Raw genomic sequence first — 20759 nt, forward strand, 5'->3', positions numbered from 1 at the left:
GGAGCGGTGCCAGGTCAGTCCACCACGGTCAAGCGGTGGGATGACCGGCATCGCGAGGAGGGGCTGGCAGGAATGATCGACCGGTCGAGAGGTCCGCATTGGTCACCGCGCCGCACGCCGGCGCCGAGCGAGCGGAAGGTGCTGCACCTGCGGGTACGGCGGCGGAAGGACCCGCCCTGCACCGCCGGCCGACTCGGCGTGGCGACTTCGACGGTCACGCGTGACTACGCGGGGCAGGGTGGCCGGGCTGGCACACCAATGAGCCCATTTCATCTTGCGTAGCGGTTGGCTTCGACGTGGTGCAGGACGAGGATGGCCTGCACGATCGGGGTCGCTCGTCGTGGGCAGCAGCGCAGCTTGTTGAGGATCTTCCAGGTCTTGAGGGTGGCGATGGCGCGTTCGCCGCGGGCGCGGATCTTCGCGTGGGCGCGGTTGACGGCCTTCTGCCGGCGTGACAGCTTCGGGCGGAAGCGGCGCCGCTTGAATGGCGTGCGCACGCTGCCGTGGACGCCCTGGTAGCCCTTGTCGGCGAAGGTCATCACGTCTGCCCTGCTCAGCACCTCGATGATGCCGTGGGTGCGGGCTGCGGTCAGGTCGTGGACCGAACCGGGCAGCGCTGGCGAAGCCCAGACGAGCCGGCCAGCGGCATCGGCGATGACCTGCACGTTCACGCCGTGGTGCTTGTGTTTCCCGGAGTAGTAAGGCCGCTGGTCGGCGACCCGGTCGATCGGAATCAGGGTGCCGTCCAGGATCGCGTACGCCAGTCGACGGATCCGTTCCATGGCGGTGGCCAGACCGTCGGCTACCGAGCTGAGCAGGGCTATCGCCTCCTGCACGTAGCGCCAGGCGGTGGCGACGCCAATCTCGAAGCCGGCCGCGAGTCGGGTGTAGGTGTCGCCGTTGCGCAGGTGGGCGAGAGCGAGCAGCGCCTGCCAGCCGGGTTCGAGGCGCCGCCACCGGGATCGGCGCTGCTTGCGGTGGCCGCGGATGCGTTCGGCGAGGTGGTTCAGGGTGCGGCTGGACAACGGAATCGTGGCGGGGTAGGACAGCATGGCGAGGCTCCCGGTCGGGGCTTCGAGTCTTGGTCGACAGCTGTCCTACCTGGAGCCTCGCACCCATCGATCACCGGGCCCACCGCACCCGTCCTGAGCTGCAAGATCAGCTTGGAAAAGGCTTAATGAACCTGAGCGGAAATCGATTCGTCTACTGTCGTGGCAGCATTAGCCGTTCGCAGGGTTGAACTACTCGCATCCGTGGGACGACGTGGAGGTACGGCGGCCTCCTCGAAACGGCTCGCTCAGTGAGTCATATTCATCCTGCCTAGTAATCGAACTTGGTCAGCGGTATCCGCGATAAGCTGTACGTTCACGCCATGGCTTTCTGCTTGGCAAAGGACTCGGCGACCTGGTCAATCGGGAACAGCGTGCCGGTCAGGATCACGTACGCCAGCAGCAGGATACGTGGCACGGCGGCGTTTAGGTTGTTGGCAACCGAGCCCGGCAGGGCAACCGCTTCCTGGATGTAACGCCGGGCGATGATGACGGCGATCTCGAAGTCGACCCGTAAGCCGCGAGCAGGAGTCGCCGTTACTGGACGGGCCATGCCAACACCTGCCGGCCAGGATCGAGGCCTCACCCATCGGATTCGCATTGCTTACGACGGCCTTGGGTGGTTTCGGCGAGGTCGTTCAGCTGTCGCTGAACAAAGAATCGTGGCATGCAAGGCGCATGGCGAGGCGCCGGGTGAGGGCCTCGAGTCGTGGTCAATAGCTGCCACCCGGGCCAGTCACACCAGTTCAGATCTACTGTTTCAGCTGAAAAAATGCTTGGACTGCAATTCCCATCAGCGGAAATAGCGACAAACCTTGCGTGAGAAATCAGCCAATGTTATTGTCGCCATCATCCAGACAAGAATCACCGCCTGGGAGAGTTCTTGGTCAGCGACATTCATGCCGGCGTGAAATTCATACGGTGGCCCACACAGAGAGACTTGCGAAATAAATACAGGAGAGAGAAGATCCCGTGTCTGCTGGTCGTGGAGGCGGGCGCCCGTCCACCAATATGCAGCGACCCGCGGGAAGATTGGGTTCGGACACCTATATCAAAAGGCGATCTCGATGCCCGCGTGGAAGCCCTCGTTATTCGATCAATGAAGAGTCAAACGCCGGTCGTGGACTCGACCGGAGTCTTGCGGCTCGGATCCCGGTCGACGACGATATCCCAGGCGCAGGTAGAACTGCTGGACCCCCTCATTAAGCATTTCAAGCAGGTCGTCTATCGGCAGGAGCTGGAGCACCGGCTCGCTAGGCGGGCGACAAGGCCAACAAGGAACTCTCTTGATCTGCATATCATGCGGCTACGACGCCGGGTCGCATCAGTCGGCTTGGTGATCCGAACGGCCTGGGGGCGAGGCTACGTGCTTGAGCCGCAGCCAGGCACGAGCGATACGCGGGCGGCAGGCTGGTCAACCGACGGGGCTTCGGATCTTGAACGGCTGCGGTCCTCGTCCTCATCGATCATCGCGCTCACGGATCGATCGTCGAGCTTACGGAACCCGTCTGAACTGCAAGATCCTCTGAAAGGAGATCAGTTAATCTAGTGCAACTGGCCCCGCAGTCGACGCAACTCTGGAAAGGGTCGGATGATCCGGCGCAACAGAAACTCGATACCGCTACTGCCGCCGGTACCTTCGATGTTTCCGACCATCTTCGATATCAGTGCCAGATGGGCAACTTTCCAATGCCAATATCCATTTCCGATTTCCAGTAGCGCTTCGACGATGCGGTGTAGTGTCCTGGCACTCACTCCGAGGCGGCATACCTCAGCAACCGAGAGGTTATGATACCCAACCGCCGCTGTAAATGCCTCGTAAAGACTGCCGGGATTTCGGTCGTCGCCGAGCAGTCCGGTTAACTGTCGGAACTGCGCGGACTGGACCCCGCTCGCTGTGTCTAGGCGCGGCCGGAACTCGACGAAGTGGCGGATCGGCAGCTTCTCCAGTGCGAGCAGTTGGTGATGCAGCACACGGAGGATCTCACCCGTGCGCAACAGAAACTCAACGCCCAGCTCCAAGTCGTCGGGGCCGCAAGGAGGAGTGAGCGTCTGAACGACAGCGTCCAGGTCGGCCACCACCTGCTTCAGCCACAGCTCACAGGACTGGTGCGTGATGATGAAGAACTGCTCGGCCAGCGCTACCGCCCTGTCATCCGTCGCCGGAGTCCGCATCTCCTGCAACGAAAACAGCGTCTCGAGCCGGAGGTAATCGGCGTACTTCAGAGCGGTCAAAACATCACTCCTCACCGGTCACCACCCGCCGGCCTCAGCCGGCGCTTAGTGCCTTTAACGCCACTGACCGGCGCGCGCCGGTCATACTGACGATTCCATGACCCAGGACACAAGCTTGGCACGACGACATAGGCCACGACCGAAATCTTTCGCTTCTCATTCAAGCGCGAAAGACCTCGGCCAGATGCGCGTAACAGCTTGGAGCCTAGCGGTGATGATGCCGGCATGAGCAGGCGGACGGAGCTGGACCTAACCGACCCCACCACCTTTGTTCGAAACGACCCCCACGATTTTTGGCGCGAGGTGCGCCGGACCAGGCCTGTGTACTGGCAGGACGGCAATCCCGGGTTCTGGGTTGTCGCACGGCACGCCGACGTGCTCGCCTGCTATGCCGATGTGACGGCGTTGAGCTCGGCGTATGGGACCGTGCTGGAGACCATGCTGCATGGCAGGGATCCTGCTGGCGGGAAGATGCTCGCGGTCACCGACCGGCCCCGGCACCGCGAGCTACGCAATCTGATGCAGCGAGCATTCTCGCCGCGCGTCCTCGGCGCGGTCGAGCGCAACGTGCATCGGCGGGCGGCCCGACTCATCGAGACAGTGGTCGAGCGGGGCGAGTTCGACTTCGCCACGGAGGTTGCGGAACACATCCCGATGAACACTATCTGCGATCTGCTCTCGATTCCCGAAGCAGACCGCCCACGACTGCTGCAGTGGAACAAGCTGGCGGTGTCCGTAGACGCCGCCGATGCCGACCAGATCGACTCCTTTGAGGCGCGCAGCGAGATCGTCGGCTACTTCATGGAGATTGCCCAGCACCGTCGGCGTGTGCCGGGCGACGACGTCATCAGCATGATCGCTACTGCCCAGGTCGGGGACCGACAGCTCACCTTGGAAGAGGTGGCGCTCAACTGTTACAGCCTGATTCTCGGCGGCGACGAGTCGTCCCGGGTGTCGGCAATTTGCGCGGTGAAGGCGCTCGCCGAGCACCAAGGGCAGTGGCGCGCTCTGCGTAGCGGCGGAGCGAACGTCGACACGGCCGTTGAGGAGGTGCTCCGGTGGGCGACTCCCGCGATGCACTTCGCCCGCACGGCGATTCGAGATGTAGAAATCGGCGGCCAGGCGGTGCGCGGGGGGGACATCGTGACGATGTGGAACGTCTCGGCCAACAACGACGAGGACGTCTTCGGCATGCCCCGGCGTTTCGACCTAACCCGTTGGCCCAACAGACACGTGTCGTTTGGGCACGGCCCGCACTTCTGCGTCGGAGCGTTCCTTGGCCGGGCGGAGCTACGGGCCCTGCTGAGCGCGATGACACGGTCAGTTACCGACATCCAGCTCACCGGTAAGCCCTTGCCGATCTATTCGAGTTTCCTGCAGGGTTACAGCAGCCTGCCGGTCGCCTTCCGCTGATCACGCTACGCCGGCACGGAGACGGTCCACCGCCGTGGCAAGCTCACCGAGCGTGGCCGACTCCAGGACGGTCCGGATCGGCAGCCGGATGTTAAGTTCCTCGCGGATGTGCCCGGCAAGTCTGGTTACCTGGATCGAGTGTCCGCCTAGCTCGAAGAAGTTGTCTGTGGGGTGGGCTTGCGGGACGGCGAGGATGTCCCGTACCAGTTTGCAGATGATCGCCACGGAGGAGTCACCCGACTCCATCTTGTCCTGCCGCTGCGGATCGCTGGACCGCGCCTCTGGTGCGGGCAGGGCGCTCCGATCGATCTTCCCGTTCGCCTGGGTCGGGAACCGGTCCAACACAATGATCTTCGTTGGCACCATGTGAGCGGGGAGTGCCTGCCCAACGTGAGTGCGCAGCTCAACCGACGTAACCGGAGCGCTGGCGGTGACGTAGCCAACGATGTGCGCGTCGGCCATGTCACCACGGACCACTGCGACAGCCATATCCACCGCGGGATGGGAGACCAGCCGGTTCTCGATCTCTCCCAGCTCGACCCGGAAGCCGCGTAGCTTTACCTGGCCGTCCACTCGGCCGGCGAAATGAAACTCGCCGTTGGGTGCTGCATAGCCGCGGTCACCTGTTCGATACATCCGGCTGCCGGGTGGCCCGAAGGGGTCCGCCACGAACTTGGTCGCGGTCGCTGCGGATCGGTTCAGATAGCCGCGGGCAAGACCGCTGCCCGAGATGTACAGCTCGCCCTCTGTCCCCGACGCCACTGACCGCAGCTGCTCGTCGAGCACGTAGATTTCATTTCCGATCCACGGCGCGCCGATGGCCACAGCTTCGGCGTGCCGGATCGGTCCGCCGATCGTGGCGCCTACGGTGACCTCGGTGGGGCCGTAGCCGTTGTACATCCGCCGGCCGTGAGCCCACTTCCGCACCAGGGTCGGCGTACAGCTGTCCCCCGTGGACATGACAGTGCCGCCTACAAGGACGTCGTCTGCGTCGGTTTCGCTCAACGCGACCGGCGGCAGCACGGCATGGGTAACGTCGTACTTAAGCAGAGTGTCCCGTAACGGTTCGCCCGGCAGCAGGTCTTCGGCGGCCGCCATAACGAGCGTCGCACCTGATAGCAATGCGAGGCTCACGTCCCAGAACGCCGCGTCGAAGCTCATCGACGCCCACTGGAGCACCCGGTCACCGGGCCCGGCACCCAATACAGCGGCCTGCGTGGCCACCATGTCGCTCACGCCGCTGTGCGGCACGGCCACGCCCTTCGGTGAGCCGGTCGAGCCCGACGTATAGATCACGTACATCAGGTGCTCCGGGCGCAGCGGTGCGCGACGCTCGTGCTGGACGATGTTGTGATCCGGCAACAGGGCACAGGCCTGGAGGACGTCCGGCTGGTCGAGCACGATCTCCGGCAGCCCGGCCTCTAGCACCGCCACCGAAGAGGTGCGCACCAGCAGGGCTGGCCGCGCGTCGGAAAGCATGAACGACAGGCGCTCCACCGGATAGGCCGGGTCAAGCGGCAGGTAGGCACCGCCTGCCTTGAGCACCGCCATGATCGCGATGATCAAGTCGTTGGACTTCGGCACCGCGACAGCGACGACTGAATCCGGACGCACACCGCTCGCTATGAGTCTCCGAGCCAGCCGATTGGCCCTCGCGTTGAGTTCCTCGTATCGAAGAGCGCCTTCGTTGTCAATGACCGCAGACAGCGCGCCGTGCCGGACAGAGATCGACTCGAACAGGTCAGGGACCGTCTCCAACGCAGCAGCTCCTTCAGCAGAGACCGTGATTAAGGGCGAATCTAGCTTTGTCCCGGCACGCGCCCGGCGGATCCTTCCGCCTTCTTTCAAGGGCCAACGCTCTGGCCACACTGGCCTGAATTGAAGTTTTGACAGTTCATCGACGTGATCGACGTCTGACCTGTGCCGGGCTGTGTAGCTGCTCGTCGATGCTATTCACGCGAGGCGTCATGGGGTGCCCTACGTGTCTGTTGTGGTCACCTGTCAGGCGGCCAGGATGTTGCACTTTTGTTGATCAATGAATTTGTGGGGTGGCGGGCAGAGCTGAACGATCTATTGACCCGGCCCACGCACCTACAGGCGCCCAGAGCTTCGCCGAGAGGGCTGCCCTCCCTGTGGTCGGGTTGTTGTCGTTTCCGACGGCGAAGAACGGCTGTACGGTCGCTGAGGCCGCTGGCGATACGACGCCCGACCGGCTGCAGCGTCTACTCAACGGGTCAGCTTGCGACATCAGCTGCCGTCCGTGTGGCGAGGAGACGTTCACCCTCACAGCCGACCGCCCTACTACCGGTGGCTCGCCCAACCGGTCGGCAACGCCGCACTCGTTGCCGCTCACCGCGTGAACACCCTGGTGGATGCCCACCGCGATGACCTGGAGTTCGGCTGCCGCTTTCCTGGTCGACGAGGCCCGCAACGCCGGACAGGCGACGGCAGAGCGAACCGCGCGGAAGATCCGTTCTGTGCGCCCACGCCTACCTCGCCGTCACCGCCGCGCAGGCCAAAAAGGGGGCGCTGAATCCGATGACGGCCTCATTCCCCTCACCCTCGGCGAGGTCCGCCGTCTCCTGGCACACCTGATCACCACCACCCGACCGTTCGACCACATCCATCGATGGTCACGATGGCGACACCGACACCAGTACCGCGCCAGAACAGCCCACTACCAGCGAAGACACCGACTTCATCAGGTGCGGCTGGAGTACTAGTCCGCCCCGATCGTCACTCAACACCCCGTTATGCCAGTGGGTGTGGCTCACCGGTGAGTGCCGCCAACGCCGCAGCAACCTCGTGGACGGTTGCGCGTACGTAGGTGGCGGTGGTTCCGGCATCTCCCCCGCCGGCGGAGTGACCGGCGTAGGCGCGGGCGATGGCGTACCCGAAGTTGCGCTCCACCCACGTCAGCGTGGTGTGCCGTAGCCAGTGGGTGCTGATCTGCTGCGCGTGCACCCAGGGCAGGTGTTCACCGATGCGCACCCACAGGTGGTCGTAGCGCCGGTACGTGATCGGCTGGCCGCTGCGGTACCGGAACACCGGCCCCGTCTCGGTCGCATGCCGCTGCTCGGCGTGCCGCTGCAGATATCGCATGAGCGTCGGCGACACCGGCTGCCACCGCACCGTCTCACCCTTCTCCCGCAGCAGGATCAGACACTGATCCGAATCCAGGTCGACCGGCCGCAAAGCGAGAGCCCCACCCCGACGGCACGCCGTCTCGGTGTGCAACCGCAGCAGCAGACTGTCCAACGCCGGATCGTCACCCGTGGACGCCGCCACCTCGTTGATCTCCGCCAAACGCACATCCGCCAACGCCCGCCGGGTGCTCGGCAACCGCCGCGGCTTCGCCACCTTCAACGCCGGGTTCTCCGCCTCAGACAGGAGGCCGTCGGCGACCGCCCGCCGGTACAGGCATCGCAACGACGCGATCAGATGCTCCGCCGCGCTGCGCCCGCCCCGCGCATTCCGCCGGGCCACCACATGCGTCTTGACGTACTCCGCCAGCCGCTCGATCTCCGATGGTGTCGGCTCATCGATACGCCGCCGGCCCCACTGCTCGACCACGCGCTTCCAGTACGACCCGTACGCCCGCCGCGTCCCAGCACTCACCGCAGCGGCAACCACCGGGACGTACTCCGCGAACGTCGGAGCCGGCGGACGGTCCGACGCCACTGCCAACAGGTCCGCTGGAGAGATGCCCATGCGCGACAGCAACAACCGAGCGGCCTCCAGTTCGGCCTTGCCCGCCACGCCGCTCACGACTCACCGCCCGCGAACGCCTCGGCGTGCACTCTGGCGACCACCGCGTCCAGCGAGGCCGGCGGGTGCAGCACGAGACGTCCGGCCTTCGGATCGGCCGCCAGCAGCACCCGATCGCCGGCTGTCAGCCCGCACCACTGGCGGACCACCGCAGGCAACCGCACATGGCCCTCTTTCGTCACCTGGAACACGCCGCGCGGGTCAGGGTCGACGATGATCAGACCGCCGCTTTCCCTGATGCCCAGCCTGAGGCCAGGAGCCCAGCCGCGCGCGGCCATCACCGCCCGATCAGCGACGCGGCCATGCACATCAAGAGTCGCCAGCCCATACACCGTGCTGCCGTCACGAGTAGGAGCCAGTCGCGCCAGCGGCAAAGGCGGTCGCTTCATCGCGGCACGCGAGTCGCCGCGGATCTTGAATCCGCCTGATGGAACCACCGCCGGGATCACCGAATCGATTGGCCGGTCGCTCATGACCCACCTCGCCTGAGGACGAGGCTGCTGCCAACGACGGTGACAGAAAGTGAAAACAGGTGGTCAAGCATGCTTGACCACCTGTACGTCCAACGTCGCATGGATGCTACGCGGGAGTGTCCGAGGGGGGATTCGGACCCAAATTCGCGGCACCCATGCGCAGCATGGGTGCTCATGCCGTAAGCCTATAGCAGCCAGCGGCCATGAGGAGAAGCAGTGAAGCCGCCGGATCGGACGCCCAAGCGCTCACGGCGGCAGGGTCGGGTGCGCCGTGGCCTCGTTGGCTGAGTGCCAGCCTTTCTGGGCAAGTGCCTTCAGCCCTCGCGCCGCCCTTGATCAGCAGATCCCTCGCTAGTCATCCACACCCCTCTGATGGATGCGCGTGACGAGTCCTGCCTGCCGCAGGGTTCGATGTAACATCTCCATAGCCAGCACCAAGGTATCCGGTCCTCAACGCCGTTGAGAATTTCTTCTGCAGCCCGCCGAATCTGCACCCGAGGCTCTGCATCCCGATCGTCGGCGTCGTCGGCTGTTTCCCGTAGGGTCTGAAAGGCAGCGAGGATCGAGATGACCTTGGCTTTCGGATCTCCGGCAGCAAACTGGAGGTCGGCGTAGCGGTCCACCCACCAGACCAGCCCAAGAGCAGGATCAGTGAGGCGGCGCTGCAGCATCCGCAGCTGAACCGTCTCACGGGCGAAGGCGGTGTGAAGAGCATCCTCCTCAGCGCTTCGTCGTCGCATTGCCCGCCGAGCGGCACGGCAGACGGAAATTCGTCCGCTGCCGCTGATACGGATGCGAGCCTCGGCATCACAGACGTCGCGACACAGCTCGACGTTGACCGCGTCCTCCGCTCTTTCGCGCTCGAACAGCCGGTATTGACCTGCGATTGTTCTCACCGTACACCCGTACCAGCACGGCACCACGGCGACCGAAGCAGTACCGCGCCATCGCCGTCGACGGCAAGCCCTTGCGTGACGACCCGCAGGGCCGACATCTCGCTGGCCGGCCACCGTGCGGCTGCCGGCTCGTCGACGCCGGCCCCCACCCGAACCACGCCCGCGCCGCCTGCGGGCGCTGTCAATGCTCGCTGGACTCCGAATTCTTTCTTCGCTTCGCTCTAGAGCATGACGATCAGCGACAACTGATCGGCGAAGCCGAGATTGGGCACACAGAATAACACCGTCTGGCTGCTGCATGAAAGCTTCGACGGACGTCAAGGCATCATCGATGCACTATTCCGTTGGCGGACTGAGGACCACTCGCACCGTCCCCTCGAAGCGGGAGGCCCGAAAGGATTTACCAAAACCTCAGTCTATTATCGGCAACAGATTCGAGCCAACGACGCATCTTCGCTCATGTAGAGCGCTTCCCTGATCGCGGGCTGGCAGCATCCCCCTCACTCCAAATCGAAATTACATGGCCATCTCCATATTCCTCAGAAACGAGGGACCTAGCTTCTTCCAGAGACCTGGCGAGAATACGTAGGCGGATGCCCGGCTTTTCTTCAATCCAGATCAGTCCCACATACTCGCGAATCGGCTGACTCTCGTCGACGCTCACGTCGATCTCCACAACGGTCACTTGAAGGATGCAAGACAAACGGCGCTGTTGCAGAAGCCGCCGATAATTGTACCCGGCCCTTGAAGCACCTGCTGCACCTCAGCAGGAGACATCGACGGCAGGTTGTGGACAGTAACTCCAGGGAGACTACCAAACCTTGCGACATCATCAGCATAGAAGCCGGCATCAGAGATCAGTGAGCCGTCGGGGAGCCCGTGGGCGCCGCTGATGATGTGCACTTCGTCGCCCCGCATTAAGGCGCCGTTGACGATGCCCACGAAGTCATTTTGAGCGATCTCTCCACTAGAAACAAACAGACGCCCTCCGGCCGCGTTGACACCTTCCTCTGATATCACACCGCCGAATTGACTTATGCCGCGCGAACTAGCTGTTGCCGGCCGGAGAAGTCTTGAACCTGCAACAACTCCCCCCGACGCGGCGAGCGCCGGAGCATAAATCACTAAGGCTACAGCGATGATGTCTACAAGCTTCCTCGTTATACATACAACAGAGTTAGCACAGCTTGTGTCATCAAGATATTTTTCGACGTTTCTGCAGTCGTTGAACTTGGCGCACTGAATCATCGGTGATCCCGCCACGCACTTTTGCGCCAAGCAAAGCCACTGTCCAGTTGAAACCGCATCAGGAACCACTTTCTTCGTCTTGCGCGAGGAAGGTGACTCCGGATCCAAGTGGATGCAGCGTGATTGACACCTGAGATTGGTTGGATTCCACCTGCGCTTCTCGTTGTCCTGCCGCTGCTCCGCCTTGCACTCCGATCCGCAACCAGCGCCGCCATACCTCAGTTCGGTGTTGATTTGGGAGTGGCGCGACGGCTTCCCACCGGCCCATTGGGCGTCCTCTGGACTAAGCCCACTCGGGTCGCTTGAGGTGACCGGACTATTGCTAGCGTAGGAATAGGCATTCCATTGCTGCGGATCTGCCAAGTCTTGTAGGGGGTCTACAGAGATGAATCGACCGAGATTGGGGTCGTATTCGCGTACGCCGAGGTGGATCAACCCGGTGGGACTGTTATCGCCACCAACGAAACCCTTGGGGTTGACCCAGGAGACTTGTGACCCGCGGGAGTTTCCGTAGGGGGTTTGGTAGCGGTGGGCAACAGTCTGTGTGCTCGAGTTGCTGACCGTGGCGTATTGGGTGCCTTGATGGTCAGCGAACAACCAGGTGAGGGCGCCAGCAGTGCGGGAGGCGATGAGCTTGCCACCGAACGTGTAATAGCGTGTCGTATTGCGATTAGTGCCGTTCCAGCGGATTTCCATATCCGGCAGGTAGAGGGTAGTGCCGGTAGCATCTCTCCGGATGAGGCGGTTGCCGCCGACGTCATAAATGTTGCTGCCAGCCGTAGGAGCATCGCCGGAAATGCTGGTGAGGTGTCCCTCGGGGTCCCAGGACAGGTTTTGAGAAGCGCTTCCTGAAGCACAGGCGTTGGTGCTGCTGCCGGCGGGTCGGCAGGTGGTGTTCCCGGCGTTGTCGTAGGCGTAGGCGTTGGTGACGGTCGGTTGCCCGGGTGTTTCGGTGGTGACGGCGGTCGTGGCGTGCGGTTGCACTACGTCCTTGCCGCCGGCGGGGACGATGTAGCTGTGTTTGGTGTCGCCGCCGCTGGTGTGGGCGGTGTCGGTGAGGCGGTTGCCGACCTTGTCGAAGGTCCAGTCGTGCCAGTAGGGGGCTGGGCCGCCGAGGTTCCCGACCGACGGTGCGGTCGTGCAGTCGACGCCGGACTTGGGGGTCCAGGCGGTGGTGAGCCGGCCGAGCGGGTCCTGCTGGAAGCACTGGGTGTCGGTCGGGCCGACCTGGGGTTGGTCGGTGATGGAGGTGATGTTGCCGGCGTCGTCGGTGTCGTAGGTGCGGTTGGAGACGGTGCCGGTGGAGGTTTCGGGTTTGACGTGAGTGTTGGTGAGCCGGCGGGTGGTCAGGTCGTAGGTGTTGGTCTCGTCGACGTAGTTGCCGGCGTTGGATTTGCGGGTGGTGAGGGTGGGTTCGCCGTAGGCGGTGTACTGCTGTCCGATGACGTAGCTGCCGCCGTAGGTGGAGCCGGTAGTGAGGGTGACGGGCAGGCCGGAGGTGGCATCGTAGGTGGTGGTGACGGTTTCGCTGGCGCTGAGGTCACCGGCGGCGGGCATGGTGACGCTGCTGGGTGAGCCGTCTTGCTCCCGGTAGCCGTAGCCGATCTCCCAGGTGGTGTTCAGGCCGGTTTCCGTGGCGGGGATGACGTACTGCACCGCGCCGGGCTGGTAGCGCTTGGTGAAAGAGAGGAACCGTTGCTTGTAGGCGTTGGTGGAGCCGGGTGGGTCGAAGCGGGTGGCTTCGGTGAGCTGTCCCCGGACGACCTCACCGCCGAACATGATGTCGGTCTTGTCGTACTTCCAGCTCGCCCGCTTGGTGGCGGTGGAGATGGTGTCGTCGTAGAGACCGATTTTGCGTCCGAGTGTGTCGTACTGATAGGCCAAGACCTCGCCCCGTGCGTCGGTGGTGGTGGCGAGGTCGTCGGTGTCGTAGTACGTGCTGTTGGTGGTGCCCTTGTCGGGGTCGCTACTGGAGGTTTGGCGGCCCTTGACGTCGAAAGCGTAGGTCCATTCGTTGCCGTCGGCGTCGGCGACGGTGGTCAGCTTGCCCTTGCGGTTGTAGGTGTAGCGGGTGCTCTGGTAGGCGCCGTCGATGCCCTGGCTGGTGATGTGCTGCCGCAGCTCGATGATGCGGCCTTGAGCGTCCGTGACGGTGGTGGTGGGAGTACCGCCCTTGGGTGGGGTGACGCTGGTTCGGTCGCCGAGGTAGGTGGTGGTGGTGCGCCACTTCTCGACCTGGCTGATGACCTCGTCGGTGCCGAGAAGGATGCTGGCGGTGGGGCGGGACGCGTCGTCGTAGACGGTGCGGGTCACGGCGGGCACCGACGACTCAGGCTGGGCCCACAGGGTGCCCGATGGCGCGCCGATCTTGCCGTGGGCGGCGTAGGTCGCGTCGACACGACCTGACTTGTCGTAGATCGTGTCGGTGATGACACGGTCACCGTTCGCGCCGGTGGACTGTGTCTGGCGGGGCCGCAGCAGGGCGTCGAAGATCTGATACGTGGTCAGATATCCGCCGCCGGCGTGGAGGGTCCTGACCTGGACGTACGGGTATGCGTTGCGACCCGACGCGTAGGAGTAGCTGTAAGAGGCCGACGGCGTGGCCTCGCGGTTGGCGCGGTCCCAGCCGACGGCCCATACCTTGCTGACCCGGCCGAGCGGGTCGTAGGTGCTGTCCTTGACGCGGCCGTTGGGGTCGGTGGTCTTGACCGGTGCTCCCCAGTAGGGGGCGTTGGTGACGGTGGTGCTCCAGTCGGTGCCCCCGTTGGGGTCGGGGCTCTTCGTGGTGACGGAAGCGACCGGGCCGGTGGCCGGCGTATAGGTGGTGAGGGTGGTGTTGCCGCGTACATCCGTGGCAGAGGCGAGGCGACCGAATACGTCCTGGGTGCTCTGGGCGGTGGTTTGCCAGGTGGTGCCGGTGGATGCGGACCACGTCTTGAGCTTCTCCACCTTGGTGACCGCACCGTAGGTGGGTTCAATGTCCGGGTTGGCAGCGCCGTCGTAGGTGTTGCGGGTGTCGGAGATGATGTCGTTGGTGCTGGTCGGATTTTGGCCGCAGGCCAGCCCGGTTGTCGTGGTTTGTTTGACCGTGCCGGTGATGTTCGCGTTGGTGTTGCGGTTGTACGTGAGCGTCGTGCACTGCTCGTCGCCGGTCGTGGGCCACTCGCCGTCGTCCTGTGTCCAGGTGACGGTGCCGTAGGAGTCGTCGAAGCTCGCCTGGGTGCGCGTAGTGCGCCAGCCGTCCTGTCCGTCGACGCCGAGCGCGGTCGCCTGGTAGGTGGTCTTCGTGTTGACGAACCGGGCGGTGACGGCGTCGCCGTTGATGGTGCGCGTCGCGGTTTCCGGGGAGCGCCAGGGTACGTGGACGGTCTTGCTGACCGGCTTGGTGAGAGTGCCGTTGTAGACGACCTCCTCGCGGATCATGCCGGCGAACTGGTCCTCGTCGTAGACGGTCTCCGAGCCCAATGACGCGCCGATGGCGACGGTGCGGCTGCCGCCGGCGGTGTTGAGGCGGTCGCCGTGCATGCCCTGCAGGAAGGTGGTGCGGGTCAGGGTCTGCCGGGGTGCGTCACCGGTGCGGGTTTCGACGGTGCGGTAGCCGCGGAACTGGCTCCACGTCTTGCGCTTGGGTTTGATGAGCCCGTCGTCGTCGGCGTAGTGCCAGGCCGGGTCACCGAGGTAGTCGTAGAAGGTGTTCTGCACGGGGGCCTGGTAGTCGAGGCCGTCGACGACAGCGGGGATGTCGGACTGGGACACCTGCCGGACGACGTACTTGTGCCACCACTCGCGGATGTCCGGGCCGTCAGGGTTGTAGGGATCCGGCCCGATGACCGGGTAACAAAGCTTTGTGTTGGTCTCCGGCGCGCTGGGCAGATTGCTGGAGGAGCATTCGCGGTCGCTGTAAGTGACCTGGATCTTGGATCCAGTTTCGGTGATGATGTTGCCGATCCGGTTGCGGTTGTTCGTGGTGTTGTGCGAGGCGAGGACCCGGTTCTGCAGGGACGTGGGTTCGAACGTCACCGGCGGCAAAGCGATCGGGGCGAGGTTGTCGGGAACGGTGGCGGTGGATCCGGTGGCAGTGGTGTTGGTGACCAGACCGGTGTGCACGATGGAGGCCAGCCACATGCCGGCGTAGTCGCTGCCGTCACCGACCGACGGGTACGTGTGCGTAAACGTCCAGGAGTCGACGTCCTGCCAGGCCGGGGTGGTCTTGGTGGTGTCCCACACGCGGGTCGTCACCTTCGCCAGCCGCTTGGTGGACCAGAACGTGGGCGCGTAGTTGGTGCCGCAGGTGGTGGCGGTAGAGGTGCATTCCTGGTCCCAGGGGACGTCTTTCCAGCTGACACCGGGGCTGTGGTTGGTGCAGTTCGAGTCGCAGCGGTCCAGGGCGGTGAACGTGACCTGCCCGGTGGAGATGATGGATCGGCTCCCGGACCGGTCCCAGGTGCCGTAATCGATGCGGCTCAGCGTGCCACCACGGGTGTAGACGGCCTTGTCGCTGGCGTTGAGGTTCTTGCCGTACCGGTTCGTCTCCGGGCTGTACCAGTAGGACATGGTGTTGCCGCGGGGGTCGACAACGTAGTCGAGGTTCCACCGCCAGGCCTGGTTGCAGAACGACGTCGCGAAGGTGCCACCGTTGCACGGCTCATTAGTGTGGTTCCCGGCGACCGGGACGGTCCACGTAGAGTTCGTGGCGGTGCTCTGGCCGGGTGGGTTGTTCAGGCCGAAGAAGTACTGGGTGCCGTCGGTGGTGGTGACCTTCCAGTGCTCACCGCCGTTGGCGCCGTTACTAGCCCCGGGTAGCTTCTCGATCTTCGCGCCGTCCTCGTCGCGGGAGTGCCAGCCCTTGCCGGCTTCGAAGACCAGTTCGCTGCCGCCACCGTTGAGGGACATGGTCGCGTTGTAGGAGCGCCAGCACAGGTCGCCGGTCTTCACCGTGTTGTTGGCCGAGCCGGCCATGTCCTCGCTGCACGGCACGTAGCTACGTTCGATGAACCCGGGTGAGTAGTCGAAGCCCTCACCGACCCACGACGGTTGGCTGTTCTCCGCGCTCGAGCGCCCGTCGACAGTTCCGGAGGAGTAGGCCAGGGACACCTTCGGCGCCAAACCGGCCGCCGGCGGGACGCGCATGTCGTAGGACCAGGTGAAGTTGCCGGTCGATCCGCCGGAGGACCAGGTAGAAGACGCGGCCAGCGGCGTGGCGGAGTAGTCACCCTGCACACCAGCGGGACCTGCCGCGAGGGCCATCACCGTGCCAGCCGACCCTACGGCCACCCGGGCGCTCACGGTCCCCTCTGCGACGGAATTGACCGACTTCACCGCGGTCGCTCGGCAGTCGGCTGCGGAGGGGGTCGTCAGAGCACAGGATGGGAGCGTCCATAGCTTGAGCCGTGAGGACCAGTTTCCGCCATAGGCGTGGCGGAAGGTGCTGTAGTCGACGGTGACATCAACGTCCGCCGGCCCTGCCGCACCCTCAGGACGGAGGGTCAGCAGGAGGCCGTTTCGCCAGGCGCTGGGGCTCTTGCCGCGGTCGTGGACCTCGACATCGACTCCGGTGACGGTGCGGCCGGTGGTGGTCGCGGCACGGGTCACCGTGACCGGCAGGCTTCCGACACGGGCAGGGATGGCGGCTGCGGCGCGAGTGGTGGTCGCCGGTAGGGCGGCGCGGGCTCGGCCCGGCGCCGGCCAAATCGGCTTGGCCCACGTCGCGGTCTTCGCCGGCTTGGTCGGCAGCGCCTTGTGCTTCGCCGGTCCGCCGATCGAGTCGAGCTTCTCGACCGGGACGCTGTGGTGCGTCGGGTGTGGCTTGGCCTGCGCCGGGGGTACTGCGAGCGCGCCGGCGCTGAGGATCGCGGTCAGGGTCGCCGCGATCAGGCGACGTGGCGTGGACAGCATTCGAGTCCGGTGGGGTCGGTTGGTCGGGGTCGGCACCTTGTGCAGGTCCTCTCGGGTGATCCTCCGGCGAGGTGCCGGTTCCTGATCGTGCAGCTGGTCAGCGGCGTGCGGTGGCGTGGTCATTCGTCGCCCGTCTGGCTGACCTGCGTGTCGTAGAGGTCGCGCACGCCGCCGTCGGTGAACGCGCCTTGGTAGGCGACCACGTCGTCCACGCCGCCACGGAACCAGTCGGTGAACCCGGCGGGCTGGTCGGAGCGGCCGACCACGAACGGTCCGGTGGCGTTCCATCGCTGCCAGGCGGCGGCCATCGGTGTGGTGGCCGCGAGCTTCCCGTCGACGTAAAGGCGGATTTGGCGGTGCTCGACGTCGAGCACCCCCGTCAGCTGGTGCCATTCCGTCGGGTCCGTCGCGGCGGCAGCCGCGGTGGTGATGGCGGTGGTGTTGGTCGCGCCCGCGCGGATCGTGAACGCCCACTGCCCGCCGGAGGTGTCGGTGAACTGCAGGTCGAAACCGCTGTATCCGGAGGCGTGGTCCTGCGACAGGACCGTCTGCCGGCCAGTTGCGGCGTCCACCCGCGCCCACGCCGACACCGTGAACGAGGCGTCTGTGCGCACCACCGCCCCGTCGCTCCAGTTCGGGTTGATCTCATCCCCGAGGTTGTTTTGGGCGCGGCCGTACTCCTGGGTGACCTGGTTGTAGTGCGGATCGGCCGGATCCTCAACGAAGTGAGAGCCGTCCAGCAGCAACGCCTTGTTGCGCTGCCCGTAACCGACCCAGGTGCCTTCGGTGAGAGCGAGTTGCCGGCTGAAGTCGCCCACCTCTGCTACCCGGCAGGTAGCCGGGTCCGGGGTGATCTCGTAGCAGGGGTAGGCGTTCTTGAAGTCCCATGCGGAGGTTTTCGGGGCGGTGACCATGCCCGGCTCGTTGTAGGGGTAGGCATCCGTGGCCAGGCTGCCGGTGAAGTCTTGGGCTACCAGGACCCGGTCGTAGACCTGCACGTCGGCGATGGCTCCGGTGAACCATTTCGCTGGCGTCGTGTTGAAGCCACGGCCGATGGAGAAGATCCCGGTCGCTGCCCAGGGTGTGGCCGCTCGGTCGGCGTCACCGACCAGTGTGCCGTTGACGTAGAGCTGCATCTTGCCCGACGGCCGGTCGAACACCCCCGCCACGTGGGTCCACTTCCCCACGTCGGCGGATGTCAGGGCGGCGACCGCAGCCGCGGAGCGGGTCGCGCTGGTCTGGTCCGGGGTGTCCTTCATGACGAACGCCCATCGCGGCGTCAACGGCGATCCCGCCATCCGCACGCCGAGCTGGAACCCTGCGGCGCTCGTGCCGTCCTGGCTGACCGCGACGTTGTCCTCACTGGTCGGCAGCGCCGACAGTCGCACCCACGCCGCCACGCTAAACGACTGGGTCGTGTCCACCACCGGCTGGTTGTGGTTCAACGCCGAGGATGACCCGTTGAAAGTCGGGCTCGCGGCCCCGGGCAGCCGCAGATTCGGCGACCAGGTCACGCCCGTCGGAGCCAGCGGAGTGGCGATCGGCGCCCCAACCCGGTCGTCGGTCAGCGCCTGGGTCTGGTTGACTCCCGGCCGTGTCTCCAGCTTCCACCAGTTCGCCGGCGGCGCCGGCCGCTCCACAATGAAGGCCACCGACCCCTGCCCCTCTGTCAAGGCGGAGTTGATCGCCGACACGTACAGGATGTTCTCCCCAAACTTCGGGGCGGTCAGAGTCACCGTCGCCGTGCGAACACCCGCCCCCGTGGCCGTGATCTCCGTCGTGGGCGGAGAGCTCCAGCCGTAGCGGAACTTCATCACCGTCGACGTGTTCGACGACAGCGTGAACACGCCCTTCTCCCCCGGCCCCGCAGGCAGGGTCGTCACCGTCGCGGTCACGTCCGGGTAACTCACGTCGGTCGTGAACTCACACCACGCCGACCACGCGCTGGCCAGGTTGTACGGGGCCGGGTCGGTGGCCATCGCCCGGAACGCATACGACTTGCCGTTGACCAGACCCGACAGCGCCGCCGTGGTCGACCGGCCGCCCGCCGGAACCGACGCGCCCGCCGGTGCCGGCTTACGCGGGGTGCTGTCGTTGTAGGTCCCCGTTGCGGGGATCTCCAACCACTCCCACTTCGTCGTCAACGCCTGCGTCCCGTCCGCGTCAGGAAACACCGCTGACAGGGCCGGCGTCAGCGTGCCGATGGTCGCTCGCACCCCGGCCGAGCAAGCGGCGCCGGTCGTCTGCAGTCCGTACGGCTGTCCCGGGTAGGAGCTGAAGTCGACGATCAACTTCACACTGTTCGGGAAAAACTTCTTCCACCGATCCTGGGTGGTCTCACCGCTGCCATTCCCCGCGCAGGCGCAGAACGCCAGCGTGATGTACGGAGCGGAGTTCGCCGCATGATCCTGGATCTTGCTCGTGATCACCGAGCTTTCGAAGGTGACCGTCATGTCCGGGTCCTTCGGGCCGCACCCGTCAGCCTCGTTGCCGTGCGAGTACGCGTTCTCGATAGCCTGCTTCATGGTCGGCGACCACTTTGTGCGCGGCGTCGAAGAGATCGGTCCCGCGTGCCACAGGTAGGTGATCGTGTCATCGCAGGAATAGGAGTGATCCAGCGTGGCCTGCACATAGGCCTTCGCGATGTACTTCTTCGCGATACCCGCCAGAGGGAAGTCGAAGAACGACCGATACAGCACCCCGGTGTCCGGGCTCTTACCGACCCGCGCGACGGTGACATCCGAGTTGGACGAGTTGTTGTTGGTCGCGTACGCCCACCGGCTCTTGCCCGTCGACCACGGCGGGTCGATGAACACCGGGAACACCGCATCCCCGCCGGTCAACAAGGTCTGATCGGGGTGCAGCAGAACGTCTCCGTCGCTGGTCACCTCCGTCCGCACGGGCGCGTCGCAGCGGCGTCCCCAGGGCCCGCAGGCGACGATTCCGCCGCCGCCATGCCGGCGACGCGCGCCGTCGTCTGCGGTCGCGCCGCTGAACTCGGCGTCGAATCCCACATCGTCGCCGTCGCCGACTCCGCCAACACCTGACCGTTAGCGACCGCACGCAACCCGCCGTCGCCGGCCTGAACGGCCCGCGCGTCACCACCGATGTCGAACCGCAGCTGACGCAACGCCGGGTTCGCCGCCGCCTCCGGCGTCTTCACCACCAACACATGAGAAAAGCCCGTCCACGTCGCGCGCACCACCAGATCCACACCCGGCAAGACCTCCGAATAGGTCGCCGACTCCCCCGCGACCGTCGGCGCCGGCAACGAACCACCCTGCCACGACAGACTGAAACTCATGCCCTGGCGCACCAGCGTCACCATCGGCCCGCTGCCACCAGAAGAGAACCGCACATCAGCCACCGACACCGCCGGACGCCACAACCCGTCCCCACCACGGACCAACGACAGGTCCACGGGCGCCCACGACCCATCCGCGCGACGCGCCCGCTGGGGCACCACCCCTGACTCCTGCTGGAATCCGCCATCGGGCAACGCGAAGACCTGCGTCAGCTCCGACCGCCCCGCGGCTACCTCCACCCGCTGCCCAGACTCCTCCGCCAAGCGCGAGGCAGCTGCCACGTCCCGCGCCACCAGCGGTCCCCTCGGCGCCGACGCAGCTGCCGCCGCTGGAGCACCCGGTGCCACCAACAAGCCTGCGAGAAGCACCATCGACAGCACCAGCGCCGAGCGCCGCCGTGGCCGATGAACAGCCGAGGAAGGACCAACCCATAGCCGGGCAGCAGTCACCACAAGTCCCCCGTTGATTACCGTGAAT

14 protein-coding genes are annotated in these 20759 nt (G+C 65.1%); 3 read left to right on the plus strand and 11 right to left on the minus strand.

Annotation, left to right across the window (positions count from 1 at the left end):
• The first annotated feature begins 6 nt into the window (after nt 1-6).
• Nucleotides 7-282: a leucine zipper domain-containing protein gene (locus MRQ36_RS02370; RefSeq protein ID WP_374249793.1), complete on the plus strand. Its 276-nt coding sequence runs from the start codon at nt 7-9 to the stop codon at nt 280-282.
• Here the strand turns inward: MRQ36_RS02370 and MRQ36_RS02375 are convergent.
• Complete coding sequence (locus tag MRQ36_RS02375) at nt 270-1052, minus strand: transposase family protein (protein WP_242792333.1); 783 nt, start codon at nt 1050-1052, stop codon at nt 270-272. The genes MRQ36_RS02370 and MRQ36_RS02375 overlap by 13 nt on opposite strands.
• A 313-nt stretch (nt 1053-1365) precedes the next feature.
• On the minus strand, nt 1366-1602 hold the full coding sequence (locus MRQ36_RS02380; protein WP_242792335.1) for a hypothetical protein: 237 nt from the start codon (nt 1600-1602) through the stop codon (nt 1366-1368).
• A gap of 546 nt (nt 1603-2148) precedes the next feature.
• On the opposite strand from MRQ36_RS02380, the gene MRQ36_RS34300 reads away from it, so the two are divergent.
• Nucleotides 2149-2598: a helix-turn-helix domain-containing protein gene (locus tag MRQ36_RS34300; protein WP_374251076.1), complete on the plus strand. Its 450-nt coding sequence runs from the start codon at nt 2149-2151 to the stop codon at nt 2596-2598.
• On the opposite strand, the gene MRQ36_RS02385 is transcribed toward MRQ36_RS34300, so the two are convergent.
• Nucleotides 2595-3284, minus strand: a complete 690-nt coding sequence (locus tag MRQ36_RS02385; protein ID WP_242792337.1) for a tryptophan 2,3-dioxygenase family protein — start codon at nt 3282-3284, stop codon at nt 2595-2597. The genes MRQ36_RS34300 and MRQ36_RS02385 overlap by 4 nt on opposite strands.
• 225 nt (nt 3285-3509) lie before the next feature.
• Here MRQ36_RS02385 and MRQ36_RS02390 point away from each other — a divergent pair, with 225 nt between their 5' ends.
• Nucleotides 3510-4697, plus strand: coding sequence for a cytochrome P450 (locus tag MRQ36_RS02390; protein WP_242792339.1), 1188 nt, complete (start codon nt 3510-3512; stop codon nt 4695-4697).
• Here the strand turns inward: MRQ36_RS02390 and MRQ36_RS02395 are convergent, their stop codons facing one another.
• The 8 genes from MRQ36_RS02395 to MRQ36_RS02430 form a co-directional block, all read right to left on the minus strand.
• Nucleotides 4698-6455 (minus strand): non-ribosomal peptide synthetase, encoded by a 1758-nt coding sequence (locus tag MRQ36_RS02395; RefSeq protein WP_242792341.1) that lies wholly within the window; start codon nt 6453-6455, stop codon nt 4698-4700. It abuts the gene before it with no gap.
• Between the two features lie 993 nt (nt 6456-7448).
• Nucleotides 7449-8465, minus strand: coding sequence for a site-specific integrase (locus tag MRQ36_RS02400; RefSeq protein ID WP_242792343.1), 1017 nt, complete (start codon nt 8463-8465; stop codon nt 7449-7451).
• Nucleotides 8462-8938, minus strand: coding sequence for a hypothetical protein (locus tag MRQ36_RS02405; protein ID WP_242792345.1), 477 nt, complete (start codon nt 8936-8938; stop codon nt 8462-8464). Before MRQ36_RS02405 ends, MRQ36_RS02400 begins: the two co-directional genes overlap by 4 nt.
• Nucleotides 8939-9252: 314 nt before the next feature.
• A complete protein-coding gene (locus MRQ36_RS02410; RefSeq protein WP_242792348.1) occupies nt 9253-9834 on the minus strand; it encodes a hypothetical protein in 582 nt (193 codons plus the stop codon).
• Between the two features lie 457 nt (nt 9835-10291).
• A complete protein-coding gene (locus MRQ36_RS02415; protein WP_242792350.1) occupies nt 10292-10519 on the minus strand; it encodes a hypothetical protein in 228 nt (75 codons plus the stop codon).
• The gene (locus MRQ36_RS02420; RefSeq protein WP_242792351.1) at nt 10516-16977 is read right to left on the minus strand and encodes an RHS repeat-associated core domain-containing protein; all 6462 of its coding nucleotides are present in this window, start codon (nt 16975-16977) and stop codon (nt 10516-10518) included. The genes MRQ36_RS02415 and MRQ36_RS02420 overlap by 4 nt, the downstream gene beginning before the upstream one ends.
• Before the next feature lie 119 nt (nt 16978-17096).
• Nucleotides 17097-19865 (minus strand): LamG domain-containing protein, encoded by a 2769-nt coding sequence (locus MRQ36_RS33765; protein ID WP_242792352.1) that lies wholly within the window; start codon nt 19863-19865, stop codon nt 17097-17099.
• Entirely contained in the window at nt 19862-20398 is a 537-nt protein-coding gene (locus tag MRQ36_RS02430) for a hypothetical protein (protein WP_242792353.1), read from the minus strand. Before MRQ36_RS02430 ends, MRQ36_RS33765 begins: the two co-directional genes overlap by 4 nt.
• Nucleotides 20399-20759: the final 361 nt, after the last annotated feature.

This window comes from Micromonospora sp. R77, from assembly GCF_022747945.1.
Classification (GTDB): Bacteria; Actinomycetota; Actinomycetes; order Mycobacteriales; family Micromonosporaceae; genus Micromonospora.

Excerpts from the sequence above, each read along its gene's own strand:
- MRQ36_RS02375 (WP_242792333.1), bottom strand. The coding sequence starts at position 1,052 with ATGCTGTCCTACCCCGCCACGATTCCGTTGTCCAGCCGCACCCTGAAC.
- MRQ36_RS02380 (WP_242792335.1), bottom strand. The coding sequence starts at position 1,602 with ATGGCCCGTCCAGTAACGGCGACTCCTGCTCGCGGCTTACGGGTCGAC.
- MRQ36_RS34300 (WP_374251076.1), top strand. The coding sequence starts at position 2,149 with ATGAAGAGTCAAACGCCGGTCGTGGACTCGACCGGAGTCTTGCGGCTC.
- MRQ36_RS02390 (WP_242792339.1), top strand. The coding sequence starts at position 3,510 with ATGAGCAGGCGGACGGAGCTGGACCTAACCGACCCCACCACCTTTGTT.
- MRQ36_RS02405 (WP_242792345.1), bottom strand. The coding sequence starts at position 8,938 with ATGAGCGACCGGCCAATCGATTCGGTGATCCCGGCGGTGGTTCCATCA.
- MRQ36_RS02420 (WP_242792351.1), bottom strand. The coding sequence starts at position 16,977 with ATGCTGTCCACGCCACGTCGCCTGATCGCGGCGACCCTGACCGCGATC.